The 25,062-nt window shown below is 65.1% G+C and carries 24 protein-coding genes and 1 pseudogene; 17 read left to right on the forward strand and 8 right to left on the reverse strand.

Annotated features, from left to right (window positions below; all coding sequences use genetic code 11):
* Nucleotides 1-92 precede the first annotated feature (92 nt).
* Nucleotides 93-878: a MetQ/NlpA family ABC transporter substrate-binding protein gene (locus ACDI39_RS18440; protein ID WP_225787619.1), complete on the forward strand. Its 786-nt coding sequence runs from the start codon at nt 93-95 to the stop codon at nt 876-878.
* A 418-nt stretch (nt 879-1,296) separates the two neighbouring features.
* On the opposite strand, the gene ACDI39_RS18445 is transcribed toward ACDI39_RS18440, so the two are convergent.
* The gene (locus ACDI39_RS18445; RefSeq protein ID WP_225787618.1) at nt 1,297-2,115 is read right to left on the reverse strand and encodes an alpha/beta fold hydrolase; all 819 of its coding nucleotides are present in this window, start codon (nt 2,113-2,115) and stop codon (nt 1,297-1,299) included.
* Nucleotides 2,116-2,223: 108 nt separating this feature from the next.
* On the reverse strand, nt 2,224-4,605 hold the full coding sequence (locus ACDI39_RS18450; RefSeq protein WP_486536979.1) for a penicillin acylase family protein: 2,382 nt from the start codon (nt 4,603-4,605) through the stop codon (nt 2,224-2,226).
* A gap of 85 nt (nt 4,606-4,690) precedes the next feature.
* Between ACDI39_RS18450 and ACDI39_RS18455 the strand changes: the two genes are divergently transcribed.
* Entirely contained in the window at nt 4,691-5,257 is a 567-nt protein-coding gene (locus ACDI39_RS18455) for a sugar O-acetyltransferase (RefSeq protein WP_225787616.1), read from the forward strand.
* On the opposite strand, the gene ACDI39_RS18460 is transcribed toward ACDI39_RS18455, so the two are convergent.
* Complete coding sequence (locus ACDI39_RS18460) at nt 5,236-5,805, reverse strand: DUF6436 domain-containing protein (protein WP_225787615.1); 570 nt, start codon at nt 5,803-5,805, stop codon at nt 5,236-5,238. The two genes, ACDI39_RS18455 and ACDI39_RS18460, sit on opposite strands and share 22 nt — an antisense overlap.
* A gap of 118 nt (nt 5,806-5,923) precedes the next feature.
* On the opposite strand from ACDI39_RS18460, the gene bipL reads away from it, so the two are divergent.
* The gene (gene bipL / locus ACDI39_RS18465) at nt 5,924-6,850 is read left to right on the forward strand and encodes a phospholipase BipL (protein WP_225787614.1); all 927 of its coding nucleotides are present in this window, start codon (nt 5,924-5,926) and stop codon (nt 6,848-6,850) included.
* Here the strand turns inward: bipL and ACDI39_RS18470 are convergent, their stop codons facing one another.
* Nucleotides 6,851-7,603 carry a DUF2059 domain-containing protein gene (locus ACDI39_RS18470; RefSeq protein ID WP_225787613.1) on the reverse strand — a complete coding sequence of 251 codons (753 nt, stop codon included), beginning with the start codon at nt 7,601-7,603 and terminating at the stop codon, nt 6,851-6,853.
* A gap of 113 nt (nt 7,604-7,716) precedes the next feature.
* On the opposite strand from ACDI39_RS18470, the gene ACDI39_RS18475 reads away from it, so the two are divergent.
* Both ACDI39_RS18475 and ACDI39_RS18480 read left to right on the forward strand, forming a co-directional pair.
* Nucleotides 7,717-8,337 (forward strand): 2OG-Fe(II) oxygenase, encoded by a 621-nt coding sequence (locus ACDI39_RS18475; RefSeq protein WP_225787612.1) that lies wholly within the window; start codon nt 7,717-7,719, stop codon nt 8,335-8,337.
* Nucleotides 8,327-8,827: a 2-thiouracil desulfurase family protein gene (locus tag ACDI39_RS18480; RefSeq protein WP_253079871.1), complete on the forward strand. Its 501-nt coding sequence runs from the start codon at nt 8,327-8,329 to the stop codon at nt 8,825-8,827. Before ACDI39_RS18475 ends, ACDI39_RS18480 begins: the two co-directional genes overlap by 11 nt.
* A 41-nt stretch (nt 8,828-8,868) precedes the next feature.
* Here the strand turns inward: ACDI39_RS18480 and ACDI39_RS18485 are convergent, their stop codons facing one another.
* Nucleotides 8,869-9,351 (reverse strand): transporter substrate-binding domain-containing protein, encoded by a 483-nt coding sequence (locus ACDI39_RS18485; protein WP_253079841.1) that lies wholly within the window; start codon nt 9,349-9,351, stop codon nt 8,869-8,871.
* 204 nt (nt 9,352-9,555) lie between these two features.
* Between ACDI39_RS18485 and ACDI39_RS18490 the strand changes: the two genes are divergently transcribed.
* Nucleotides 9,556-10,032, forward strand: coding sequence for a DUF4399 domain-containing protein (locus ACDI39_RS18490; protein ID WP_225787610.1), 477 nt, complete (start codon nt 9,556-9,558; stop codon nt 10,030-10,032).
* A gap of 149 nt (nt 10,033-10,181) precedes the next feature.
* Here ACDI39_RS18490 and serA read toward each other — a convergent pair whose 3' ends face one another.
* Nucleotides 10,182-11,411, reverse strand: a complete 1,230-nt coding sequence (serA, locus tag ACDI39_RS18495; protein ID WP_225787609.1) for a phosphoglycerate dehydrogenase — start codon at nt 11,409-11,411, stop codon at nt 10,182-10,184.
* 169 nt (nt 11,412-11,580) lie between these two features.
* On the opposite strand from serA, the gene ACDI39_RS18500 reads away from it, so the two are divergent.
* The 4 genes from ACDI39_RS18500 to ACDI39_RS18515 all read left to right on the forward strand — a co-directional run bounded on the left by ACDI39_RS18500 (nt 11,581) and on the right by ACDI39_RS18515 (nt 15,748).
* On the forward strand, nt 11,581-12,978 hold the full coding sequence (locus ACDI39_RS18500) for an FAD-binding oxidoreductase (protein ID WP_253079842.1): 1,398 nt from the start codon (nt 11,581-11,583) through the stop codon (nt 12,976-12,978).
* A gap of 20 nt (nt 12,979-12,998) precedes the next feature.
* Nucleotides 12,999-13,664 (forward strand): fumarylacetoacetate hydrolase family protein, encoded by a 666-nt coding sequence (locus ACDI39_RS18505; protein WP_225787607.1) that lies wholly within the window; start codon nt 12,999-13,001, stop codon nt 13,662-13,664.
* Nucleotides 13,665-13,820: 156 nt separating this feature from the next.
* Nucleotides 13,821-14,747, forward strand: coding sequence for an SdiA-regulated domain-containing protein (locus ACDI39_RS18510; protein WP_253079843.1), 927 nt, complete (start codon nt 13,821-13,823; stop codon nt 14,745-14,747).
* A gap of 89 nt (nt 14,748-14,836) precedes the next feature.
* The gene (locus ACDI39_RS18515; protein WP_225787605.1) at nt 14,837-15,748 is read left to right on the forward strand and encodes an SdiA-regulated domain-containing protein; all 912 of its coding nucleotides are present in this window, start codon (nt 14,837-14,839) and stop codon (nt 15,746-15,748) included.
* Nucleotides 15,749-15,869: 121 nt separating this feature from the next.
* Here the strand turns inward: ACDI39_RS18515 and rpiA are convergent, their stop codons facing one another.
* Nucleotides 15,870-16,544, reverse strand: coding sequence for a ribose-5-phosphate isomerase RpiA (gene rpiA / locus ACDI39_RS18520; protein WP_225787604.1), 675 nt, complete (start codon nt 16,542-16,544; stop codon nt 15,870-15,872).
* 134 nt (nt 16,545-16,678) lie between these two features.
* Here rpiA and ilvA point away from each other — a divergent pair, with 134 nt between their 5' ends.
* The 4 genes from ilvA (at nt 16,679) to ptsP (ending at nt 21,641) form a co-directional block, all read left to right on the forward strand.
* Nucleotides 16,679-18,193 carry a threonine ammonia-lyase, biosynthetic gene (gene ilvA / locus ACDI39_RS18525; RefSeq protein ID WP_253090973.1) on the forward strand — a complete coding sequence of 505 codons (1,515 nt, stop codon included), beginning with the start codon at nt 16,679-16,681 and terminating at the stop codon, nt 18,191-18,193.
* A 38-nt stretch (nt 18,194-18,231) separates the two neighbouring features.
* The gene (locus ACDI39_RS18530; RefSeq protein WP_253079844.1) at nt 18,232-18,657 is read left to right on the forward strand and encodes a DUF2269 domain-containing protein; all 426 of its coding nucleotides are present in this window, start codon (nt 18,232-18,234) and stop codon (nt 18,655-18,657) included.
* A gap of 202 nt (nt 18,658-18,859) precedes the next feature.
* A complete protein-coding gene (locus tag ACDI39_RS18535; protein ID WP_225787601.1) occupies nt 18,860-19,339 on the forward strand; it encodes an RNA pyrophosphohydrolase in 480 nt (159 codons plus the stop codon).
* 22 nt (nt 19,340-19,361) lie between these two features.
* Nucleotides 19,362-21,641, forward strand: a complete 2,280-nt coding sequence (gene ptsP, locus ACDI39_RS18540) for a phosphoenolpyruvate--protein phosphotransferase (RefSeq protein ID WP_225787600.1) — start codon at nt 19,362-19,364, stop codon at nt 21,639-21,641.
* 181 nt (nt 21,642-21,822) lie between these two features.
* On the opposite strand, the gene ACDI39_RS18545 is transcribed toward ptsP, so the two are convergent.
* Entirely contained in the window at nt 21,823-22,569 is a 747-nt protein-coding gene (locus tag ACDI39_RS18545) for an NRDE family protein (RefSeq protein WP_225787599.1), read from the reverse strand.
* A 131-nt stretch (nt 22,570-22,700) separates the two neighbouring features.
* Between ACDI39_RS18545 and ACDI39_RS18550 the strand changes: the two genes are divergently transcribed.
* From ACDI39_RS18550 to ACDI39_RS18560, 3 genes and pseudogenes are all read left to right on the forward strand, one after another.
* Nucleotides 22,701-23,483 (forward strand): sulfite exporter TauE/SafE family protein, encoded by a 783-nt coding sequence (locus ACDI39_RS18550; RefSeq protein WP_225787598.1) that lies wholly within the window; start codon nt 22,701-22,703, stop codon nt 23,481-23,483.
* 29 nt (nt 23,484-23,512) lie between these two features.
* A complete protein-coding gene (lgt, locus tag ACDI39_RS18555; RefSeq protein ID WP_225787597.1) occupies nt 23,513-24,322 on the forward strand; it encodes a prolipoprotein diacylglyceryl transferase in 810 nt (269 codons plus the stop codon).
* 49 nt (nt 24,323-24,371) lie between these two features.
* Nucleotides 24,372-25,031, forward strand: a pseudogene (locus ACDI39_RS18560) (thymidylate synthase); the annotation flags it as partial.
* Nucleotides 25,032-25,062: the final 31 nt, after the last annotated feature.

Consider the following 25,062-nt stretch of genomic DNA (forward strand, 5'->3'; position numbering starts at 1 on the left):
TTCCCGGTATCGTCCGCTTCACGCTCCTGCAGATAGCGGTGAGCAACCGACTTCGCCATCCCCGATGGCCCCAGCTTGATACAAGGATCGCCATGAAGAAAACCCTGCTGACCACCGCCCTGGCTGCCGCCCTGTCGTTGACTGGCCTGGCCCAGGCGGCCGAGAAACTGGTGGTGGCTGCCACCCCCGTACCCCACGCCGAGATCCTCGAGCTGATCAAGCCGACCCTGGCCAAGGAAGGGGTGGACCTGCAAGTGAAGGTCTTCACCGATTACGTCCAGCCCAACGTGCAAGTCGACCAGAAGCGCCTGGACGCCAACTACTTCCAGACCTTGCCGTACCTGAAGAACTTCAACGAGGGCAAGGGCACCCACCTGGAAACCGTGATCGGCGTGCACGTCGAGCCTTTCGGTGGCTACTCGAAGAAGGTCAAGAGCCTGGACGAGCTGAAGGAAGGCGCCACCGTCGCCATCCCCAACGAAGGCAGCAACAGTGGCCGTGCCCTGCTGCTCCTGCAGAAGGCTGGCCTGATCACCCTGAAGGATCCGAAGAATGCCCTGGCCACGCCCAAGGACATCGCCGAGAACCCGAAGAAGCTGAAGTTCCGCGAGCTGGAATCGGCCATGCTGCCGCGCGTGCTGGACCAGGTCGACCTGGACATGATCAACACCAACTACGCACTCGAAGCCGGCCTGAACCCGGCCAAGGATGCCCTGGTGATCGAAGGCAGCGACTCGCCTTACGTGAACTTCCTGGTGGCCCGCCCGGACAACAAGGACAGCGACGCCATCCAGAAGCTGGCCAAGGCGCTGACCAGTCCGCAAGTGAAGGCATTCATCGAGAAGAAGTACAGCGGTGCGGTACTGCCGGCGTTCTGATCGCCACGGCATTGCCCATCAAAGAACGCCGACGCATTTGCGTCGGCGTTTTCGTTTGTGCAGTGCACAGAACAGCAGGGCTGCAACGCAGCCCCCGTTCAGCGCTGCTCCCCAAGGGCCTTGCGCAAGGCCAGCAACCACTGGAGTTGTTCGTTCGAAGCCGGTGTGCTGGGGCTGTTCATCGCTATCGTCCTGGTTGCTCTTGGATGGGCCATGCAGGCCACAGTTCGAAAACTGTTTGAGGCGGCTTTTGCAGGAAAAATCCCGAGCAAACAAAGGAAATTTGCGGTTACCCGTCGGTGCAGGCGCTCGACATGCATATGCAAGGAATTGAGCGAGGGTACCAAGCCTGGGAGCGTAGGGCCGGAGACAGGGGATGTTCCCCGGGGGCTGCAAAGCAGCCCCAGTGGATCAACCGCTAGCGATTGCGTGGCAACCAGTTCAGCAGGAAATCACTCACGACCTGCGGGTTCTCCAGGCAGGAGATATGCCCGGCGCATGGAATTTGCGCCGCCAGGCAATCGATGAGCCGCGCCATCTCGTTGGACTCATGCGCCGGCCTTGGAATGTCCTGGTCGCCGCAGAGCACGATGGTACGCTCGGCCGCTAGCTCGCCCAAGCGAGACAACAGGTCCGGGCGCCCGAAGATCACCCGGCCCAGCGGATCGAGGCTGTTGCGGATGGCTTCGGCGCTACTGGCCTTGAGCTCGGCACGGAAGCGTTCGCGGATGTGTGGAACGGTCTGCCCACCGGCATGGAAGAAGATCGGCACGATGATGTCGAGCAACTGATCGGTGAACTCACCCGCCGCGCTGGCCATGTCGAGCAGCGCGAAGTACTTCTGCCGGGTCTCCTCCGGTTCGGCACCCAGGTAGGTGTCCATCAGCACCAGTCGATCGATCCGCTCGGCATGTTCGATGGCCAATGGCGCGCCCCACATGCCGCCGACCGACAGGCCCACCAGGTGGCATCGCTGGATGTCCAACGCATCGAGGAAGGCCACGTGCTGACGGGTGAGCGCGCTCATGTCGGTGGTCGTGGCCGGTGGCGCCTCCGAGTCGCCATGGCCCCAGAGTTCAGGCACCAGGACCCGGAAGTGCTTTGACAGTTGTTCGATCTGCGGCGCCCACATGGCGGCCGACCACAGGTAGCTGTGGCCTAGCACCACGGGGAAGCCTTGGCCTTGGTCGACGTAGCTCATCCTGGCTCCGTCGATTTCTACGAATTGCTTGCGCATGGACGCTTCCTTACCGAGAGAGGGGAAGAAGGAAAAGTAGCCGTACCGCTGCGCCACGGCTACTGGTAGAAATGACAGTCATCGTCAGGCGATTCCCAGGGTAAGGCTTCACTGCCCGGACGCCGCCCCTGCCGTCGGCACCAGCCGCAAGGTGCTGTGCGCCGGGATCGGCCCCAGTCGGGCCTTGTGGTAACGCCCTTCGATGTAGGCCTCGGCCTGGTCGTCGTAGTGCCTGTCGAAGGGCACACCGCTTTGCCCGACCGGGTTGATGGTCAGTGCCTGGCCTGCGTCGGCGAAGTCGATCAGGCGGCGGGTCGAGGGGCCATAGTTGACCGGCCAGGGCGCCGGGCCGATCTTCGCCGACAGGTTGTTCGGCACCTCGTGGGTGCCCGGCGCGGCGAAGGGGCCGACGTTGAACAATAGGTGCAGTGGCTTCTTCGCCCCCAGCGGGTGATTGTGGGTGAGGGTATGCGCCTTGCCCCACTGCCAACGGGTCGGGTCCTTGCCCATGCTGTCGCGCAGGTGGGCGAGGCTGCGTTGCCAGGCCAGGCGCACGATGGCCTGGCGATCGCTTCGCTCGTTGGCGCCCCGCAGGTTCCACCAGGGCGAATCCGGGTTGGCGGCCAGCCTCGGCAGGGCGGCATCGATGGCACGGGTGCCGATCAACACCGGGAACCAGGTATCGCCCAGCTCATCGTGCAGGGCGGCGAACGCCAGCTCGTAGAGGAACTGGTTGAACAGTGTGGCGCTGGTGGAGTCCAGTGGATAGTCGCCGCGCCAGGCTGCCAGTTGCTCGACCAGCTCGCGCTCCTCGTCGTTCGCGGCGACCGTGCGCAGGGTGCCGAGCAGTGGTGCCAGGGTGCGGGGGCCATAGTCGGTGGCGGTATCCAGTTGCAGGGCCTGGCTGTTCTGCGTGTCCCATTTCACTTGCGGGTCGGCCAGGTGACGATCGAGCTGGCGGCCACGGTCGGGCAGGTTGTAGTAGCCCGGCACCGGGATCACGGCTGGCGGCTGGTAGTTGGCCGAGACGATATAGCCACTGGCTGGGTTCTCCTGCTGCGGATTGACGCTGAACGGGTAGAAACCGAGCTTGTCGGCCTGGGCGCTGCTGCCGTCGAGGATGAACGCCGGATCGACCCCATCGGGGCGGATCGGCAGTTGCGCCGCGGCCCACCAGCCGATGTCGCCCTGGGCGTTGGCCCAGACCAGGTTGAGCCCAGGTGCCTGGATCTTCGCCGCGGCCTCGCGCATCTTGTCCAGGGTGTCGGCGCGGTTGAGCTGGTGGAAGCCGTCCAGGATCGGGTTCTCGGTTTCCAGGAATGCCCACCACATGGCGATCGGCGTGGGGCCGGCCGTCTCGCCGAGCACCTCGTTGACGACAGGGCCATGGGGCGAGCGGCGCAGGGTGATGCTGACCGGCGCCTCGCCCTTTACCGCGATTCGTTGCGTGGTCTTTTCCAGCGTTCGCCATTGGCCATCGACCCTGACTTGGTCGGGGTCCTGTGGATTGACCTGTTCCGCGACCAGGTCGACGTCGTCGTTCTGGAACATGGTCAGGCTCCAGCCGAAGTCACGGTTGTGGCCCAGCAGGGCGAAGGGGTTGAGGGCCTGGAAGTAGCCATACAGCTCGAAGCCCGGCGCCGACAGCTCGGCCTCGTACCACACCGCCGGCACGGCGAAGCTGATGTGTGGGTCGCCAGCCAGCAGGGGCTTGCCGCTGCGGGTCCGGCTGCCGGCCACCGCCCAGGCGTTGCTGCCTTCGAACTGGGGCAGGGCGGCATTGCCCAGGGCTTCGTGGCTCAGGCGTGCCAGGTGCTCGAGGCTGCGCCAGTCGGCATCGGCCAGGGGCGTGGAGAGGGCGCCGTCGGGTTGCCAGCCGAGGTCGAAGATCTCCAGGTATTCAGGGCCCAAGCGGTCACGGATGTAGGTCAGTGCAGGTTCGGTGCGAAAGGCCGCGGCGAAGCTGTAGGCCAGGTAGCCGGCGATGCTCAGGGTGTCCTCTGCGGTGAAAGGGCGCGGGGCGATGCCCAAAAGATCGAACTCCACGGGCTTGGGGTGGCTGGCCTGCCAGGCGTTGACGCCCTCCAGGTAGGCCTGCAGGGCGAGCCAGGCGGGGGATTGCCGGTCCTGGCGCGCCAGCATGCGTTCGGCCTGCTCACCGATGCGCAGGCTGCGGAACAGGGTATCGGTGGGCAACAGCGTGCTGCCGAGGATCTCGGCCAGCTCGCCCCGGGCCAGGCGGCGCATGATCTCCATCTGGAACAAGCGATCCTGGGCGTGCACGTAGCCCAGGGCGCGGTACAGGTCAGGTTCGTTGCGTGCCTGGATATGCGGCACGCCGCGATCGTCGTAGCGCACGCTGACCGGCGCTTGCAGCCCCGCCAGCGCCACCTCGCCATCCCGCTGTGGCAGCTTGCCCTGCACGTACCAGTAACCGGTGCCGGCGGCCACTGCGATCACCACCGCCAGCAGGGTCAGGCTGCGCTTCATTGAAACTCCTTGTGCATTCGGGCAGAAATTGTGGTCCGATCATCGGCGCAATCGCGAACTGAGACTAGTCCTGAAAGGAGTTTGCATGGCTCTCAGCGAAAAACAGAAGATGCTCAGCGGCCAGCTCTATCACGCCAGCTGTCCTGAACTGCAGGCAGAACAGATCGCCAACAAGCATTGGATGCACCGTTACAACGCCAGCGTCGAGCTGCTCAACGACGCGCGCCATGGCCTGTTGGTCGAGCATTTCGCCCAGGTTGGCGAAGGGGCGGTGATCCGCCCGCCATTCTATTGCGACTACGGCTACAACATCAGTGTCGGTGCCAACACCTTCATGAACTTCAACTGCGTGATCCTCGACGTGCTGCCCGTGCGCATCGGTGCCGACTGCCAGATCGGCCCGGCCGTACAGATCTACACCGCCGATCACCCGCTCGACCCTGAGGTACGCCGCACAGGGTTGGAAAGCGGGCGGCCGGTCACGATCGGCGACAACGTCTGGATCGGTGGCGGGGCGATCATCCTGCCGGGTGTGACCATCGGCGACAACGCCGTGGTCGGCGCAGGGAGCGTGGTCACTCGCGATGTGCCGGCCGGAGCCGTCGTGGTGGGCAACCCCGCACGGGTGCGTCAGCCGGCCCAGGGGCAGTAGCAGCCTACCGCCAGGGTGTTGGAGGCATTGACCTGGCGGCCGTCGATGAGCGCCTTGAGGATTGGCTCGACGAAGCTGTTGCTGGCATTGCACACGGCACCCTCGCTGTAGGGGCCGAAGTAGGCCAGGCGACCCTGGTGATCCCAGATGGCCACGGCGGGGCTGGCGGGCAGGCGCTCGCTGCCGGGCAGTTGCGTCAGGGGCTGCAAGGCGCCCAGGTCGGCCGGTGGTTGGCCATGGCTGCCGGGCTTGGACAGCACGTGGAAGGTGACACCCTGGGCGGCGAAGCGTTCGACCAACTCGCCCAGGTGCTGCTGGTTGCCGACGTTGCACGGGCAGCCTGGGTCCCAGAAGTGCACCACGCGGATCGGGCCTGGGCCGGCCAGCTCGGCGGGCAGGCGCAATTGGCTGCCGTCGAACAGCGTGGCCTGGCTGTCGAAAGGGCGCAGGTAGCGGGACTGGAAGCTGTCGTAGGCCCACCAGAGGGCGGCGGCGCAGAGCAGAACGGCGAGCAGGGTCAGCAGTCGTTTGAGGGGTCGTGGAGCCATGAGTTGTCCGCAAGGGCCTGGGGCCCGGCCTGTCTTGCCCGTTGCAAAGGTGCTCCAGCTTGCCACGACGAGGCCCAGAGCTGAATATCGCAGATCAATACTCGCTCCGGATGTACCGATGCCCGCCTCATTCCACCCCGATCTGCTGCGCGCCAGCCTGTCTCCCCTCGCGCATCGCCAACCCCTGTCGGCCCAGGCCGGCGACTACCAGCGCTACTACGGCCTGGACCTGCCGGCACAGAGCTGGCTGGGCAGCTTCCGGGCCGCGGGGTTCGAGCTGGTCGGGCAAGTCTGGTTGCCTGAGGCGCCGGTGGCGACCTTGTTCCTGCTGCACGGTTACTACGATCACATGGGCCTGTACCGTCATGTGATCGAGTGGGCCTTGCAGCAAGGTTTCGCGGTAATCAGCTGCGACCTGCCAGGCCATGGGCTGTCCAGCGGCGAGCGTGCCAGCATCGCCGACTTCGGCCTCTACCAGCAGACGCTCGATGCCCTGTTCGAACAGGCACGCGACCTCGACCTGCCACGCCCCTGGCACCTGTGCGGGCAGAGTACCGGCGGCGCGATCGCGGTGGATCATCTCCTGCACCGTGGCGAACAGAGCCCGGTCGATGGCCAGGTGATCCTGCTGGCCCCCTTGGTGCGGCCACGGGCCTGGTACTGGTCGAAATTCAGCTATTGCGTGCTGCGCCACTTCGTCAATGGCATCGAGCGGCGTTTCACCGACAACAGCAGCGACCCGGCCTTCCTGCCCTTCCTCGAGGCCGACCCGCTGCAGCCCAGGCGCCTGCCGACCGCCTGGGTCGGGGCGCTGGTGGCCTGGGTCAAGCGTATCGAGGCGGCGCCGCATAGCCTGCGCCGGCCTTTGATCGTGCAAGGGGAAGCGGACGCCACGGTGGACTGGCCCTACAACCTCAAGGTACTCAAGGCCAAGTTCGCCGAACCGCAGATCCTCATGCTGCCCGAGGCACGCCACCATCTGGCCAACGAGCTGCCGGGCATCCGCCAGCGCTACTTCAGTTTCATCGACCAGCGCCTGGGCTGATCACTGCAGGTCGGCGGTGCTCTGGCCTACCGCCAGGCCTGCGCGTACCGCCGCCAGGGCCGCCTTGTAGTAGGCCTGGCCCTCCGTGGATTCGGCAAAGGTGGCGAACGCCTCCAGCTCGGTATCGGACAGATCCCGGTAGACGTACAGCAGGGTATTGTTCAGGTCTTCGCCGATCTGCTGCATCAAGCGCTGACGCTGGCCATCGAGCAGGCCCTGGGCCTGGCCTGCGCCGAACAGGCCGGGGATCATCGAGCTGAGACTGTCGGCCGCCACGCCGGCGATCGCCAGGCTGACCTCGGCACCGGCTTCGCGGGCCGGCAGGGCCTGGGCCAGGTGACCGATGATCAGCAGGCGGTCGTCGCTGGCCTGGACCTTCGGCAGCCCCTTGGCGTGCTTGGCCAGTTGGTCCTTGCGGGTGGCCAGCAGCTCGGCGGCCACCACCTTGCGGCCGAGCGGCGACTGGAAGAACGCCAGGGCGGGCGTGGGATTCGCCAGGTTGGCGCGCAGTTGCGCCTGGGCGCGACGGTCCATGGCCTGGGGCTGGAAGCGTTGGTTGCTGTTGCTGACCAGCGCCTGGTAGACCGCAGGCGGCAGGCTGTTGCGGTAGCGCTGCTGGGCGGCGTTCACGGCATCGATGAAATGGGCGCGCTGGTCGGGCCAGCCGGCGGCCTTGTACAACTGGTCGAGGGTGTCTGCCCAGACAGGCATGGTGCAGATCATCAGCAGAAGCAGGGAAAACAAGCGGCGCATTCAGGACTCCTGTCGGCAGGTCGCTATTGTCCTTGGCGTAGCGGGGCTTTGTCGAGACGCAATGGCGACCGTCGGCCAAGTGGCGCTGGAGGGCTTCGGGGCGAGTGGCTATCATGCGCGCCATGCACACTTCATCCGAACATCCCCTGCGTTGGGCCATCGTCGACGACCTGGCGTCCCGTGGCTGGAGCCGGCAGGACGCCGTCCTGCCGCCAGGCCTGCTGCGCCAGCTTGCCGCCGAGTGCCGTCAACGCGAACTGAGCCCGGCCAGCGTCGGCCGTGGCGCCGGCCAGGAGGTCCGCGAAGCGATCCGTGGCGACCGCATCCAATGGCTCGAAGCGGGCCAGTCCGAGGCCTGCGACCAGTATCTGGCGGCCATGGACGATCTGCGTCAGGCGCTGAACCAGGGCCTGTACCTGGGCCTGGAGGACTTCGAGTGCCATTTCGCCCTGTATCCGCCGGGTGCGTTCTACCGTCGGCACCTGGACCGCTTCCGCGATGACGACCGACGCACCGTTTCGGCGATCCTCTACCTCAACGAAGACTGGCAGCCCGAGGACGGTGGCCAGTTGCGCATGTTCCTCGCCGACGAGGTGGTGCACGACGTGCAGCCGCAGGCCGGGTGCCTGGTGGTGTTCCTCTCCGGCGACATCCCCCACGAAGTCCTGCCGGCCGGGCGTGAGCGCCTGTCGCTGACCGGCTGGTTCCGCCGCCGTGGCAACGATCCGTTCTGACCTGCCGAAGGTCCTGGTCAGCGCGTGCCTGCTGGGCCAGCCGGTGCGCTACGACGGGCGTGACAGTGGCCATCCGGGCCTGCTGCAACGCTGGCAGGCCGAGGGGCGCGTGGTGCCGCTCTGCCCGGAGGTGGCGGGCGGCTTGCCGACGCCGCGTCCGCCTGCGGAGATTCTGGGCGGGCAGGGCGCGCAAGTGCTGGAGGGGCAGGTACAGGTGCTGACGGTCGGTGGCGAGGATGTCAGCGAGGCCTTTCTCGCCGGTGCCCGGCAGGCCCTGGAGCTGGTGCGCCGGTATGGGATCCGGGTGGCGGTGCTCAAGTCCGGCAGTCCGTCCTGTGGCAATCGGCTGACCTACGACGGTAGCTTCAGCGGCGTGAAGGTGGCGGGTGAAGGGGTGACCACGGCGTTGTTGCGACGGGAAGGGGTGCAGGTGTTCAGCGAGCTGGAGCTGGAAGCGGCGCAGCAGGTGCTGGATGGGATAGCCCTGTAGCTGGGGCCGCTTTGCAGCCCCAGCGCTGGAACGCCGAAAGCCTACGGTTCATTCGCTGCCCGCCCCTCGAGCCACTTCTGCTCCAGCGCCGCCAGCCGTCCATCCGCCTCGATCCGCTGCAGGGCGTTGTTCACCGCGCTCTCGAAGGCCGGGTTGTCTTTCTGGAAAGGAATCACCAGGCTCTCGCGGCCATAGGGCTGGCTGAGGTCCAGTGCGCCGTCGGTTTTCTGTTCGGCGCCTGTCTGGTTGAGGGCGATGTCGTACTTGCCGTTCTCCACGCCCGGCAGCATGTCATCGGCGGTCGTTTCGATGAACTCCACGCGCACGTCCAGCTCGTTGGCCAGGGCCTGGCCAAGCTCGATCTCGAAACCGGTCAGGTGCTCGTTTTCCCTGTAGGCATAGGGCGGCGTGTCGGCCTGTACGGCAATGCGCAGCTCGCCCCGGTCATTGACCTCGTCTATCAGTTCGGCCTGGGCCAATGGGCTGATCAGTGCTGCCAGCAGTACGCCAATGGTCAAACGCATGGATGCTCCCTTTCCTGTGCGGTGGGTGAATGGCCTTCGCCGCGACGCAGGCTATGACCTCGACACCTTGGCGATGTTTAGGCCTTGCGGAAATATTTCTGGCGGCGCCGAAGGACACCTTTGGCCACAATTGGACTATGTTGAACTACCGCTGCCATTCGTTAAACCGGTAGCGGTCAATGAAGTGAATCACAGGAGAAGTGAATGAACAGCCTATTTTCGCGTGCTGCCGTTGCCGGCCTGCTGATGGGGGCGTCGGTGTTCGCCAGCGCCGCGGATGCCCTGAAGAGCCAGGAGCCGCCGGAGGGCGCCAAGGTCTTCATCGTTTCCCCCGCCGACGGTGCGACGGTCGAGAAGACCTTCACGGTCAAGTTCGGTATCGAGGGCATGGACCTCAAGCCTGCGGGTGATGCGACCCCTCATACTGGCCACCATCACCTGCTGGTGGACGTGAACGAGGCGCCTGCCGCCGACCAGCCGTTGCCCACCAGCCTGATGCCGGAGAACAACCAGCCGCTGCCGGCTGGTCCGCAAGTGCTGCACTTCGGCAAGGCGCAGACCGAAGCGACCATCACCCTGGCGCCGGGCAAGCACACCCTGCAATTGGTGCTGGGGGATCTGTACCACGTGCCGTTCAAGCCGAGCGTGGAATCGCAGAAGATCACCGTCGACGTCAAATAATGCTGATGGGGGCGCTCGGCGGTATTAGGGGCCGCTGAGCGCCCCATCGCCGGCAAGCCGGCTCCCACAAGGTGGCGCCACTCTTGAGATCGGCGCCCAACCTGTAGGAGCTGGCTTGCCAGCGATGGGCTGCAACGCAGCCCTTGGGATCAGAACAGTACGCGGGAGCGGATGGTGCCCTTGACGTGCTGGAGTTTCTCCTGGGCCAGATCGGAGTACTCGGCATCCACGTCGATGACCACGTAACCCACTTTCTCGTCGGTCTGCAGGAACTGGCCGGAGATGTTGATGCCGTTTTCGGCGAACACCTTGTTGATTTCGCTGAGCACGCCCGGGATGTTCTGGTGGATGTGCAGCAGGCGGTGCTTGCCCGGGTGCGCCGGCAGGGCCACTTCCGGGAAGTTGACCGACGATACCGAGGTACCGTTGTCGCTGTACTTGACCAGCTTCTCGGCCACTTCCAGGCCGATGTTGGCCTGGGCCTCGGCGGTGGAACCACCGATGTGCGGGGTCAGGATCACGTTGTCCAGGCCACGCAGTGGGCTTTCGAACTGCTCGTCGTTGGAGCGCGGCTCGACCGGGAACACGTCGATGGCAGCGCCGATCAGGTGCTTGTCCTTGATCGCGGCGGCCAGGTGGTCCAGCTCGACTACGGTGCCACGGGCGGCGTTGATGAGGATCGAGCCCTTCTTCATCGCGCGGATTTCCTTCTCGCCGATCATCCACTGGGTGGAGGGCAGCTCAGGCACGTGCAGCGAGACGATGTCGGCCAGGCCCAGCAGTTCGTGCAGGCTGGTCACCTGGGTGGCGTTGCCCAGCGGCAGCTTGGTCAGCGGGTCGTAGAAGTAGACCTGCATACCCAGGCTTTCGGCCAGGACCGACAGTTGGGTGCCGATCGAGCCGTAGCCGACGATGCCCAGCTTCTTGCCACGGATCTCGAAGGAGTTGGCCGCGCTCTTGATCCAGCCGCCACGGTGGCAGGAGGCGTTCTTCTCGGGGATGCCGCGCAGCAGCAGGATGGCTTCGGCCAGCACCAGCTCGGCGACGGAGCGGGTGTTGGAGTAGGGCGCGTTGAACACGGCGATGCCGCGCTCGCGGGCCGCGTTGAGGTCGACCTGGTTGGTACCGATGCAGAAGCAGCCGACCGCGACCAGTTTCTTCGCGCAGTCGAAGATCTCTTCAGTCAGTTGGGTGCGCGAGCGGATGCCGATGAAATGGGCATCGGCGATCTTTTCCTTCAGCTCGGCTTCCGGCAAGGAACCAGTGAGGTACTCGATGTTGGTGTACCCGGCAGCCTTGAGGGTATCGACCGCATTCTGGTGGACACCTTCAAGAAGAAGGAACCTGATCTTGCTCTTTTCGAGAGAAGTCTTGCTCATCTGCGTAAACCTGTATCCCGGAGAAAAAATGGCAGGGGGTGAAGCGGCGCGGCGTCGGCCTTAGCACGAACAGCGGGAGGGCTATGCTAGCATACGCGACACAATCTGAGCTTATCCCGACAGGTGAAGAGTGCTCAGGGTGACTATGAATAGTTCGAGAGTTCTACCGATGACCCAAGCCGCGGTACTTGATGAGCTGATGACCCTGGTCGACCCTGGCAAGGTCCTCACCGACCCGGCCTCGCTGGAGGCCTACGGCAAGGATTGGACCAAGCATTTTCCGCCCGCACCCAGCGCCATCGTCTTCCCCAAGACCATCGAGCAGGTGCAGGCCATCGTCCTGTGGGCCAACCGGCACAGGGTGGCGCTGGTGCCTTCGGGCGGGCGCACCGGCCTGTCGGGAGCCGCGGTCGCCGCCCATGGCGAGGTGGTGGTGGCCTTCGACTACATGAACCGGATCCTCGACTTCAACGCCTTCGACCGCACCGTGGTGTGCGAGCCGGGCGTGGTCACCCGCCAGTTGCAGCAGTTCGCCGAGGACAACGGCCTTTATTACCCAGTGGATTTCGCCTCGTCCGGTTCGAGCCAGATCGGCGGCAACATCGGCACCAATGCCGGTGGGATCAAGGTCATTCGCTATGGCATGACCCGCAACTGGGTCGCCGGCCTCAAGGTGGTGACCGGCAAGGGCGAACTGCTGGAGCTGAACAAGGACCTGATCAAGAACGCCACCGGCTACGACCTGCGCCAGCTGTTCATCGGCGCCGAGGGCACCCTGGGCTTCGTGGTCGAGGCGACCATGCGCCTGGAGCGCACCCCGCGCAACCTCACCGCCATGGTGCTGGGCACGCCGGACTTCGACTCGATCATGCCGGTATTGCATGCATTCCAGGGCCGGCTCGACCTGACCGCCTTCGAGTTCTTCTCCGACAAGGCCCTGGCCAAGGTCATGGGCCGCGGCGACGTGCCGCCGCCATTCGACACCGCCTGCCCGTTCTACGCCTTGCTGGAGTTCGAGGCCAGCACCGAGCAGGTGGCCAATGAAGCCCTCGCCACCTTCGAGCACTGCGTCGAGCAGGGCTGGGTGCTCGACGGCGTCATGAGCCAGAGCGAGACCCAGCTGAAGAACCTGTGGAAGCTGCGCGAGTACATCTCCGAGACCATCTCCCACTGGACGCCCTACAAGAACGACATTTCAGTCACCGTGTCCAAGGTGCCGGCGTTCCTGCGCGACATCGATGCTATCGTCGGCGAGCACTACCCGGACTTCGAGGTGGTCTGGTACGGCCACATCGGCGACGGCAACCTGCACCTGAACATCCTCAAGCCCGACGACATGGCCAGGGACGAGTTCTTCGCCCGCTGCGCGACGGTCAACAAATGGGTGTTCGAGATCGTCGAGCGCTACAACGGTTCGATCTCCGCCGAGCACGGCGTGGGCATGACCAAGCGCGACTACCTGGGCTATAGCCGCTCACCGGCGGAAATCGCCTGCATGAAGGCGATAAAGGCGGTATTCGACCCGAACGGCATCATGAATCCGGGTAAGATCTTCGCTCCTGAATAAAAAGCAGTGAGGAGTCGGCCATGAGTTACCAGCACCAGTACCTAGACGGCACACGCATCCACTTCCCCCTGGGCAAGGTGGTGTGCATTGGCCGCAACTATGCCGAACATGCCAAGGAGCTGGACAACCCCATTCCCAGCGAGCCGCTGCTGTTCATCAAGCCGGGTAGTTGCGTGGTGCCCCTGGACGATGGCTTCAAGATCCCGACCGACCGGGGCGCGGTGCACTACGAGGCGGAAATCGCCGTGCTGCTGGGCAAGCCGCTGTCCACGCACCCGACCGAAGAGGAAGTGCGCGATGCCATCTCCGGCTTCGCCCCGGCGCTGGACCTGACCTTGCGCGAGGTCCAGGCCAAGCTCAAGGAAAAGGGCCTGCCCTGGGAGCTGGCCAAGAGTTTCGATGGCGCCTGTGTGTTGCCGCCTTTCGTGGTCGCCGACTGCTTCGAGGACCTGGCCGACATCGGCATCCGCCTGTCGATCAACGGTGAAGTCCGCCAGGATGGCAACAGCGCGATGATGCTCAACCCTATCGTGCCGATCATCCAGCACATCGCCGCGCACTTTTCCCTGCAGCCGGGCGACGTGATTCTCACCGGTACCCCGGCCGGCGTCGGCCCACTGAATGTGGGCGATGAGCTGGTGCTGGAACTTCCGGGCGCGAGCCGGTTCGAAAGCCGCGTGCTCTGATCTTGTGGCGACGGCAGCCCTAGGGCTGCCATCGTGCGCCGTGCCCGCCTGGCGGTGTTTTGCCGTTTTTTTCACAAATGATCCGGATAATGCACGCGATAACGTCCATTCGCCGGTGTTAGGGAGAACTCGGCCAGCCTCCAGGAACTACCTTAAATGGCATTTTCTTCCAGTGCTTCCCTTCCTCCGCTGCGCAAGCGTGGCGTTCTCCTGCGTTGGCAATTCTGGCTGCTCCTGGCCGTGGTGGTGGGCTATGGCTTGTCCGTGGCCATGCACTGGGACGATCGTGGCCTGCTGTGGGTGCAGGAACGTTTCGAAAGCACGCTCGAGCGCCGCGAAAGCGTGTGGCTGCCGGACTACGTGGCGGACATCGACGCCAAGGTCCTGCCGGGGATGGAAGACGACGAGGCCTCCGACCTGGCCTTCAACCCGCATACCCGTACCCTGTTCGCGGTCATGGGCAAGAACCCCTTCCTGGTCGAGCTGAGCCTCGACGGCGATGTGCTGCGCAAGATGCCGCTGGTCGGCTGGAGCAATCCGGAAGGGGTCGCCGTCATGCAAGACGGGCAACTGGCGATCGTCGACGAGCGTGAGCACGACCTCACCCTGGTGACGGTGGATGCCCACACCACGTCGCTGAAGTACGCCGATTTCCAGCACTACGACCTGGGCGAGTCGGTGAAGAGCAACAAAGGGTTCGAAGCGGTCGCCTGGGACCCGCAGCAGCGGCGCCTGGTGATCGGCGAGGAGCGGCCGCCGAAGCTGTTCACCTGGGGTGTGGATGAGCGTGGTGCGCTCAAGGGCGAGAAACAGGTGCTGCCCAATGACGAGCTCGACCTGCGCAATCTTTCTGCCTTGAGCGTCGATCCGCGCACGGGCCACCTGCTGGTGTTGTCGGCCGATTCCAACATGCTGCTGGAGCTGGACGAGAAGGGCGAGCAAGTCAGCTTCATGACGGTGCTGGGTGGCTTCAACGGCCTTAAGGAAACTATCCCACGGGCCGAGGGCGTCGCCATGGACGACCGGGGCAACCTGTACATGGTGAGCGAACCCGATCTTTTCTATCGTTTCAGGAAGCACTGACGCCATCATCCGGTTTTCGATGCTGGCATTTAAGCTTTACTTCAGCTGTTCGTGGTTAGATTCGTGCCTCCTTTGTCGAGTCTGCCTTCATGCGCCGTCCATCACGTCTTACCCGGTTGGTTGTTTTCCTGGCCCTGGCCGTCCTGCTTCTGCTGGGCGTGGCGGCCCATGAGTTTCGCTTGTTCGAGCGCGGCTGGTTCAATCTCAAGACCTGGTGGCAGCCTGCCGAGCAGAGCATCGGTCTGGATCGCTATCGCGCGGTGATCCAGGCCCAGCCCATAGAAGGGCTGGACGACGATATCTCGGCGCTGACCTACGACCCTGATCGCAAGACCCTGTTCACCGTTACCAACCAGCGCGCGGAGCTGATCGAGCTGTCGCTGGACGGGCGCATCCTGCGCCGGGTGCCGCTGACGGGGTTTGGCGACCCGGAGGCGGTGGAGTATGTCGGACCCAACAGCTACGTGATCACCGATGAGCGCCAGCAGCGGTTGATCCGAGTGCATCTGGACGACGACACCCTGTTTCTCGACGCCAAGGATGCCGAGCAACTGACCCTCGCTATCGGTCGCAGCGGCAACAAGGGCTTCGAGGGCCTGGCCTACGATTCGGCGGGCAAGCGCCTGTTCGTGGCCAAGGAGCGCGACCCGATGATGATCTACGAGATCCATGGTTTTCCCCACGACAATGCCGGGCAGCCCTATGCCGTGCACGTGGTGCAGGACCGCAAGCGTGATTCGCGGCTGTTCGTGCGGGACCTGTCGAGCCTGCAGTTCGACGAGCGCAGCGGGCACCTGCTGGCGCTGTCGGACGAGTCTCGGCTGGTGGTGGAACTGGATGTGAAGGGCAAGCCGTTGAGCACCCTGTCGCTGAACAAGGGGTTCCAGGGCTTGGAACGCAGCGTGCCGCAGGCGGAGGGGATCGCCATGGACGATGCCGGGACCATCTACCTGGTCAGTGAACCGAACCTGTTCTACGTGTTCCGCCAGCCGGCCGATTGAGGCGGGGCCTGGGCTGGCCAATTCGCCGGCAAGCCCCTACTGGCTCGAGGGCAACGGTGAACCTGTGTGGGGCTGCTTGCCGGCGATGGGCTGCAAGGCAGCCCTAATTCAAGTGACTGGCTTACTCGGCCGTGAGGGTCTTCACGCCTTCGGCGGTGCCCAGCAGCAGCAGGTCGGCCGGCCGTGCCGCGAACAGGCCATTGGTCACCACGCCGACGATGGCGTTGATCTGGCGCTCCAGGCCTACCGGGTCGGTGATCTGCAGGTTGTGCACATCGAGGATGACGTTGCCGTTGTCGGTCACCACGCCTTCGCGGTACACAGGATCGCCCCCCAGCTTGACCAGTTGGCGCGCCACATGGCTGCGGGCCATCGGGATCACCTCGACCGGCAGCGGGAAGGCGCCCAGTACCGGGACCAGCTTGCTGGCATCGGCGATGCAGATGAAGGTCTTGGCCACCGCCGCGACGATCTTCTCGCGGGTCAGGGCCGCGCCGCCACCCTTGATCAGGTTCAGGTGCGCGTCGCTTTCGTCGGCGCCATCGACGTAGAACTCCAGCTCGCTGACGCTGTTCAGCTCGTAGACCGGGATGCCATGGCCCTTCAGGCGTTCGGCGGTGGCCTCGGAGCTGGCGACGGCGCCGTCGAAGGCGGTCTTGTGCTTGGCCAGGGCGTCGATGAAGAAGTTGGCGGTCGAACCGGTACCGACGCCGACGACGCTTTTCTCATCCAGCTTGGGCAGAATGAAGTCGACGGCGGCCTGGGCGACGGCCTGTTTGAGTTGGTCCTGGGTCATGCGGGCTCCGGGAGGGGCGGGGGCGGTTGGAAATTCGCCTAGTATAACGGCTCGTACGGCTTTGCTGTGGTCGCCCGACGCAGCGCTGGGGTAGACTCCCTGGCCTTGTCCCGCGGCCCAGTGATGCTTTCCCGATGCTCGAACAGTACGTCAAGAAGATCCTCACCTCGCGCGTCTACGACGTCGCGGTCGAAACCCCGCTGCAGAGCGCCAGCCAGCTGAGCAAGCGGCTGGGCAACCAGGTCCTGCTCAAGCGCGAGGACCTGCAGCCGGTGTTTTCCTTCAAGATCCGCGGGGCCTACAACAAGCTGGCGCAACTGAGCCCGGAGGAACTGGCCCACGGCGTGGTCACCGCATCGGCTGGCAACCATGCCCAGGGCGTGGCCCTGGCGGCGCGCGAGCTGGGTATCAAGGCGACCATCGTGATGCCCAAGACCACCCCGGAGATCAAGATCGAGGGCGTTCGCTCCCGGGGCGGCAAGGTGGTGCTGCATGGCGACTCCTTCCCCGAGGCGCTGGCCTACTCGCTGAAGCTGGTCGAGGAAAAGGGCTACGTCTATATCCATCCCTATGACGATCCACACACCATCGCCGGGCAGGGCACCGTGGCCATGGAAATCCTGCGCCAGCACCCGGGCCGATTGGACGCGATCTTCGTGCCGGTCGGCGGTGGCGGCCTGATCGCCGGTATCGCCGCCTATGTGAAGTACCTGCGCCCGGACATCAAGATCATCGGCGTCGAGCCGGACGACTCCAACTGCCTGCAGGCCGCCATGGCTGCCGGCGAGCGCGTGGTGCTGCCGCAGGTGGGGCTGTTCGCCGATGGCGTGGCGGTGGCGCAGATCGGCCAGCACACCTTCGACATCTGCAGGCACCATGTGGACGAGGTGGTGACCGTCAGTACCGACGAGATCTGCGCGGCAATCAAGGATATCTACGACGATACCCGCTCGATCACCGAACCTGCCGGCGCCTTGGGCGTGGCCGGCATCAAGCGCTACGTCGAGCTCCACGGCGTGACGGGGCAGACCCTGGTGGCCATCGACTCGGGGGCCAACGTCAACTTCGACCGCCTGCGCCACGTGGCCGAGCGCGCCGAGCTGGGCGAAAAGCGCGAAGCGATCATCGCCGTGACCATCCCCGAGCGCCCGGGCAGCTTCAAGGCCTTCTGCGAGGCCATCGGCAAGCGCCAGATCACCGAGTTCAACTACCGCTACCACGCCGACAAGGAGGCGCATATCTTCGTCGGCGTGCAGACCCACCCGGAAACCGACCCGCGGGCGGCGCTGGTGCAGCACCTGATCGATCAGGGTTTCCCCGTCACCGACCTGACCGACAACGAACTGGCCAAGCTGCACATCCGCCATATGGTCGGCGGCCACTCCGCCAGCGTCAGCGACGAAATCGTGCTGCGCTTCGAGTTCCCCGAGCGGCCGGGTGCGCTGTTCAACTTCCTCAACAAGCTGGGCGGGCGCTGGAACATCTCCATGTTCCACTACCGCAACCACGGCGCGGCCGATGGCCGTGTGGTCGCGGGCCTGCAGGTGCCGGACGACGAACGCCACCTGGTACCGGCGGCCCTGGCCAAGATCGGCTATCCATACTGGGACGAGACCGACAACCCGGCTTATACGCTGTTCCTGGGTTGAGTAGCTAAGCTTGGCGTAACGCTCAAGGACGTGAAGACATGGAATACCTGACCACGCTCAAGACCCTGCATATTCTCAGCACCGTGCTGCTGCTCCTCGGTGGCCTGGGGCTGGCCGTCTGGACCTGGCGTGCGCGCCGGCGCGGCGATGTCGAGGCCTATGGCAAGTTGCTGCGCCGGCCGTTGTTGTTCGTCTGGTTGGTGATGGGGGTGTGCCTGGTGAGCATGCCGTTCACCGGCTGGTGGCTGGTGCACCTGATCGGCTGGCCCCTGGGGCAGACCTGGGTGTTGGCGTCCAGCGTCATCTACACCCTCGGAGCCTTCAGCGCCTGGTGGTTGTTGGTGCGGCTGAACCGGCTGCGCAAGGCTGAGCCTACCGGGTTGCGCTTCACCTTGGCGCTGGCGGTGTTCAGCGGGGTGTGCTTCCTCTCCATCGCCGGGCTGATGGGCGCCAAGCCGGTCTAGATCCTTGGGGCTGCCAGGCCGCCCCAAGGCCATGCTCGATGATCCGATGCCCCAGACACATTCCGGCCACCTGTTCGGCATCCCGGGGATGCCCGTGCAACACCGACCTTCCACCTCGCCGCACATAAGCTCGGCGGGCGCGTTGCTGCGCTCGTGAGCTTTGTGGAACAATGCGTTGACATGCGTTTGCGAGGTTGCTGCCGTGATCGACCCGGATGGTTTTCGCCCCAATGTCGGGATCATTCTCACGAATGATGCCGGGCAGGTGCTATGGGCTCGGCGGATCAACCAGGATGCCTGGCAATTTCCCCAGGGTGGCATCAACCCTGACGAGACGCCGGAAGACGCCCTGTACCGCGAGCTGAACGAAGAAGTTGGCCTGGAACGCGAGGATGTGGAAATACTTGCCTGCACCCGTGGCTGGTTGCGTTATCGTTTACCCCAGCGCCTGGTGCGCACCCACAGCCAGCCGCTGTGCATCGGCCAGAAGCAGAAGTGGTTCCTGCTGCGCCTGGTGACCAACGAGCAGCGGGTGCGCATGGACCTGACCGGCAAACCGGAGTTCGACGGCTGGCGCTGGGTCAGCTATTGGTATCCGCTGGGCCAGGTGGTGACCTTCAAGCGCGAGGTGTACCGGCGCGCCCTGAAAGAGCTAGCCCCGCGCCTGCTGACGCGCGACTGAAGACGGAGTCCGACCCCGAGCCATGCTCAATACGCTGCGCAAGATCGTCCAGGAAGTGAACTCCGCCAAAGATCTCAAGACGGCGCTGGGGATCATTGTCTTGCGCGTCAAGGAAGCCATGGGCAGCCAGGTCTGCTCGGTGTACCTGCTCGACCCGGACACCAACCGTTTCGTGCTGATGGCCACCGAGGGCCTGAACAAGCGCTCCATCGGCAAGGTCAGCATGGCCCCCAACGAGGGCCTGGTCGGCCTGGTCGGGACCCGGGAAGAGCCGTTGAACCTGGAGAACGCCGCCGCCCACCCCCGTTACCGCTACTTCGCCGAGACCGGCGAGGAGCGCTTCGCCTCCTTCCTGGGTGCGCCGATCATCCACCACCGCCGTGTGGTCGGGGTGCTGGTCATCCAGCAAAAGGAGCGCCGCCAGTTCGACGAGGGCGAGGAAGCCTTCCTGGTCACCATGAGCGCCCAGCTCGCCGGCGTCATCGCCCATGCCGAGGCCACAGGCTCGATCCGTGGCCTCGGTCGCCAGGGCAAGGGCATCCAGGAGGCGCGCTTCGTCGGCGTGCCGGGCTCGCCGGGCGCGGCCGTCGGACGGGCCCTGGTCATGCTGCCGCCGGCCGACCTGGAGGTGGTCCCGGACAAGACCGTCGATGACATCGACACCGAACTCAAGCTGTTCAACAACGCCCTCGAGGGTGTGCGTGCCGACATGCGCAAGCTGTCGGCCAAGCTCGCCACCCAGTTGCGCCCGGAAGAACGGGCGCTGTTCGACGTCTACCTGATGATGCTCGACGATGCCGCCCTGGGTGGCGAGGTGATCGAGGTCATCAAGACTGGCCAGTGGGCCCAAGGCGCCCTGCGCCAGGTGGTTGGCGAGCACGTCAACCGCTTCGAGCTGATGGACGACGACTACCTGCGCGAGCGCGCCTCGGACGTCAAGGACCTGGGCCGGCGCCTGCTAGCCTATCTTCAGGAAGCCCGCTCGCTGTCGCTGGTGTACCCGGACAATACCATCCTGGTCAGCGAGGAGCTGACCCCGGCCATGCTCGGCGAGGTGCCGGAAGGCAAGCTGGTGGGCCTGGTCTCGGTGCTCGGCTCGGGCAACTCCCACGTGGCGATCCTGGCCAGGGCCATGGGTATCCCCACGGTCATGGGCGTGGTCGACCTGCCGTATTCGAAGGTCGACGGCATCGAGATGATCGTCGACGGCTACAAGGGCGAGGTGTTCACCAACCCGGGCGAGGTATTGCGCAAGCAGTACAGCGACGTGGTCGAGGAGGAGCGCCAGCTGGCCCAGGGCCTGGACGCCCTGCGCGAGTTGCCGTGCGTCACCCCGGATGGCCATCGCATGCCGCTGTGGGTCAACACCGGCCTGCTCGCTGACGTGGCCCGCGCCCAGCAGCGTGGCGCCGAGGGCGTCGGCTTGTACCGCACCGAAGTGCCGTTCATGATCAACCAGCGCTTCCCCAGCGAAAAGGAGCAGTTGGCGATCTACCGCGAGCAACTGGCGGCGTTCCACCCGTTGCCGGTGACCATGCGCACCCTCGACATCGGCGGCGACAAGGCGCTTTCGTACTTCCCGATCAAGGAAGAGAACCCGTTCCTGGGCTGGCGTGGTATCCGCGTCACCCTCGATCACCCGGAGATATTCCTGGTCCAGACCCGCGCCATGCTCAAGGCCAGCGAGGGGCTGAACAACCTGCGCATCCTGCTGCCGATGATTTCCGGCATCCACGAACTGGAAGAAGCCCTGCACCTGATCCACCGTGCCTGGGGCGAGGTGCGCGACGAGGGCACCGACGTGCCGATGCCGCCGGTCGGGGTGATGGTCGAGATCCCCGCCGCGGTCTACCAGACCCGGGAACTGGCGCGGCAGGTGGACTTCCTCTCGGTCGGTTCCAACGACCTGACCCAGTACCTGCTGGCCGTCGACCGCAACAACCCACGGGTCGCCGACCTGTACGACTACCTTCATCCGGCGGTGCTGCAGGCCCTGTTGACGGTGGTCCGCGAGGCCCACGGCGAAGGCAAGCCGGTGAGCATCTGTGGCGAGATGGCCGGCGACCCGGCGGCGGCCGTGTTGTTGATGGCGATGGGGTTCGACAGCCTGTCGATGAACGCCACCAACCTGCCCAAGGTCAAGTGGATGCTGCGCCAGATCAACATGAGCAAGGCCAAGGAGCTGCTGACCGAAGCCTTGGCCCATGACAACCCGCAGGTCATCCACAGTTCATTGCAACTGGCGCTGAAGAACCTGGGGCTGGCGCGAATGATCGGGCCTGGGGCCAACAAGACGCTGTAGGCATCGTTGGGGCTCTGTATGCTGGGGCTGCTTTGCAGCCATCGCCGGCAAGCCGGCTCCCACAGGGACGTGCAAACCGCATCATTCGTGATCGACTCGACCTTGTGGGAGTCGGCTTGCCGGCGATGGGGCGCGAAGCGGCCCCGAATGGCAGCAGAAAAGCTAACTGACCGGCACCGGCTCAGACCAGTAGCTCCACTTCCCCGAGGTGCCCGCCAAAGGGCCCGAAGCTGCGTTCGATGATCCGTCTTTTCCCCTGGTCATCGACGATCAACACGGTACTGGCCCGCGTCCCATAGTTCTGGCTGGCGATGAACACGCTCGACAACAGCTTCTCCGTGGCCAGGCCCACCCCGGTTTCCGGCAATTCCGTCTCCGCTGCAGGCTCAGCATCGGCCAGCAATGCCAGCAGCCGCTGCGGCTCGGGCGACCCGAGCAAGCCCTCCAGCCCGCTGCGTGCCTTGAGCAGCTTGGGCCACGGCGTATCCAGCCCGGCATTGGACAGCCCGTACACCCCAGGGCCCAACAAGCGCGGCGCGGCCTCGCGGGCATGCAGGTAACCCAGGCGTTCGCCATCGCCCACCAGCAGGTTGAAGCCGGAATACTGGGTGCTGCGGCTGGCCACCTGATCGAGATACGCCTCCATGCCCGAGTCGCCGCGCAGGTAGCCCGCCACCAGCTCGCCCCGTGAACGAGGCCCCGGGGGCGAACTGGGGTCACGAATGTTGGTCAGGGCGGCGAAGCGCCCGCCGGGCCCGACGCCGAGCCAGGTCCCGCCGGCCTCCAGATCGCGTCCGGCATGTACGCCCGGGGCGTCCTCCCAGGCGGCCAGGGCCTGGGTCGGCCGGGCATAGAACTCGTCACGGTTGGCCGCGACGATCAGCGGCAGGGCATGCCCTGGCCGCCAGGCGAATACGATCAGGCACATGGCATGGCCTCGTTGTTTTCCGCCACTCTACCCATTGCGCCTGCCTCTATCCATCATCTGACACAGACTTCACTAGAGCCCTGGGGTCGGCTTCCGTTACCATGCCGGATTGTTTTCCTGGGGGGCGACGAATGGAGTTCGTACTCTATCTGCTGTTGGGCGCATGCGCCGGCGTGCTGGCCGGGCTGTTCGGCGTGGGTGGCGGCATCATCATCGTGCCGGTGCTGGTGTTCAGCTTCACCTTGCAGGGCTTCGACCCCGCCGTGCTGACCCACCTGGCGGTCGGTACCTCGCTGGCGACCATCGTCTTCACCTCGATCAACGCCGTGCTGGAGCACCAGCGCAAGGGCGCGGTGCGCTGGCCGATCTTCGCCTGGATGACCCTGGGCATCCTCATCGGTGCCGGCATCGGTGCCAAGACCGCCTCGTTGATCCAGGGCCCCATGCTGCAGAAGATCATCGGCGTGTTCGCCTTGGTCATCGCCGCGCAGATGGCCCTCGACCTCAAGCCCAAGGCCAGCCGCGGTATCCCCGGCAAGCCGATGCTGGCCGCCGCCGGTGGGGTGATCGGCTGGGCCTCGGCGATCTTCGGCATCGGTGGCGGCTCGCTGACCGTGCCGTTCCTGACCTGGCGCAGCCTGCCGATGCAGCAGGCGGTGGCCACGTCCTCGGCCTGCGGCCTGCCGATCGCCCTGGCCAGTGCCCTGGGCTTCATGTGGCTCGGCTGGCACGAGGCGCACCTGCCGGCCCACAGCCTGGGCTACGTCTACCTGCCGGCGCTGGTCGGCATCGCCGTGACCAGCATGTTCTTCGCCCGCTTCGGCGCGCGCCTGGCGCACAGGCTGTCGCCGCGGCTGCTCAAGCGCCTGTTCGCCGCGCTGCTGTTCTGCGTTGGCCTGAGCTTCTTGATCTAGCTTCCTGATTCGAACCGAGAGGACCCTACATGCTGCCTTACCCGCAGATCGACCCCGTGGCCATCGCCATCGGGCCGCTGAAAATCCACTGGTACGGCTTGATGTACCTGATCGGCATCGGCGGTGCCTGGCTGCTCGCCTCGCGCCGGCTGAAGCGCTTCGACCCCACCTGGAACCGCGAGAAGCTCTCCGACCTGGTGTTCTGGTTGTCGATGGGGGTGATCGTCGGCGGGCGCCTGGGCTACGTGCTGTTCTACGACTTGCACGCCTACCTGGCCAACCCGACGCTGATCCTCGAAGTGTGGAAGGGCGGCATGTCGTTCCACGGTGGCTTCATCGGCGTGATGTTGGCGGCGCTGTGGTTCGGCAAGCGCCACAACAAGTCGTTCTTCGAGCTGATGGACTTCGTCGCCCCGCTGGTGCCGATCGGCCTGGGGGCCGGGCGCATCGGCAACTTCATCAACGCCGAGCTGTGGGGCAAGCCGACCGACGTGCCCTGGGCGATGATCTTCCCGCCGTTCAGCGACCCCGCCCAATTGCCGCGCCACCCGTCGCAGCTGTACCAGTTCGCCCTGGAAGGTGTGGCACTATTCCTGATTCTCTGGGCGTTCTCGCGCAAGCCGCGTCCCACCATGGCGGTGTCGGGCATGTTCGCCCTGTTCTACGGCATCTTCCGCTTCATCGTCGAGTTCGTCCGGGTACCGGATGCCCAGCTCGGCTACATCGCCTTCGGCTGGCTGACCATGGGCCAGTTGCTCTGCGTGCCGATGATCCTTGGTGGCATCGGCCTGATCTGGTGGGCCTATCACCGTACACCCACGGCCAAGGCCGCCGCTTGAATCCATGCGGCAGGGGCGATCCCCCTGCCGTCCTTGCTACAGGTAAGCCATGAAACAGTATCTAGATCTGGTCCGTGACGTCATCGAGAACGGCACCCTGCAGGAGAACCGCACCGGCATCCGCACCATCAGCCTGCCGGGCGCCATGCTGCGCTTCGACCTGCAGAAGGGCTTTCCGGCCATCACCACGCGCAAGCTGGCGTTCAAGTCGGCGATCGGCGAGATGGTCGGTTTCTTGCGCGGCGTGAAGAACGCCGGGCAGTTCCGTGAGCTGGGCTGCAAGGTCTGGGACCAGAATGCCAACGAGAATGCCCAGTGGCTGGCCAACCCGTTCCGCCAGGGGCATGACGACCTGGGTGAGATCTACGGCGTGCAATGGCGCCAGTGGCCGGGCTACAAGCGCATTCCGCTGAGCAATCCGGCGGCCATCGCGATGGCCGAGGGGCAGGGCTTTCGCAAGATCGCCCAGGACGAGGAAGACGGCCAGGCGTTCGTCATCCTGTACAAGGCCATCGACCAGGTGCGCCAGTGCCTGGACACCATCGCCAACGACCCGGGCAGCCGGCGCATCCTGTTCCATGGCTGGAACTGCGCCCAGCTCGACGAGATGGCCCTGCCGCCGTGCCACCTGCTGTACCAGTTCCACCCGAATGTCGAGACGAAGGAGATTTCCCTGACCCTCTACATCCGTTCCAACGACCTGGGCCTTTTATATGACGCAGCTAATAACGCACAGTACG

The organism is Pseudomonas sp. Tun-23181, assembly GCF_057415455.1.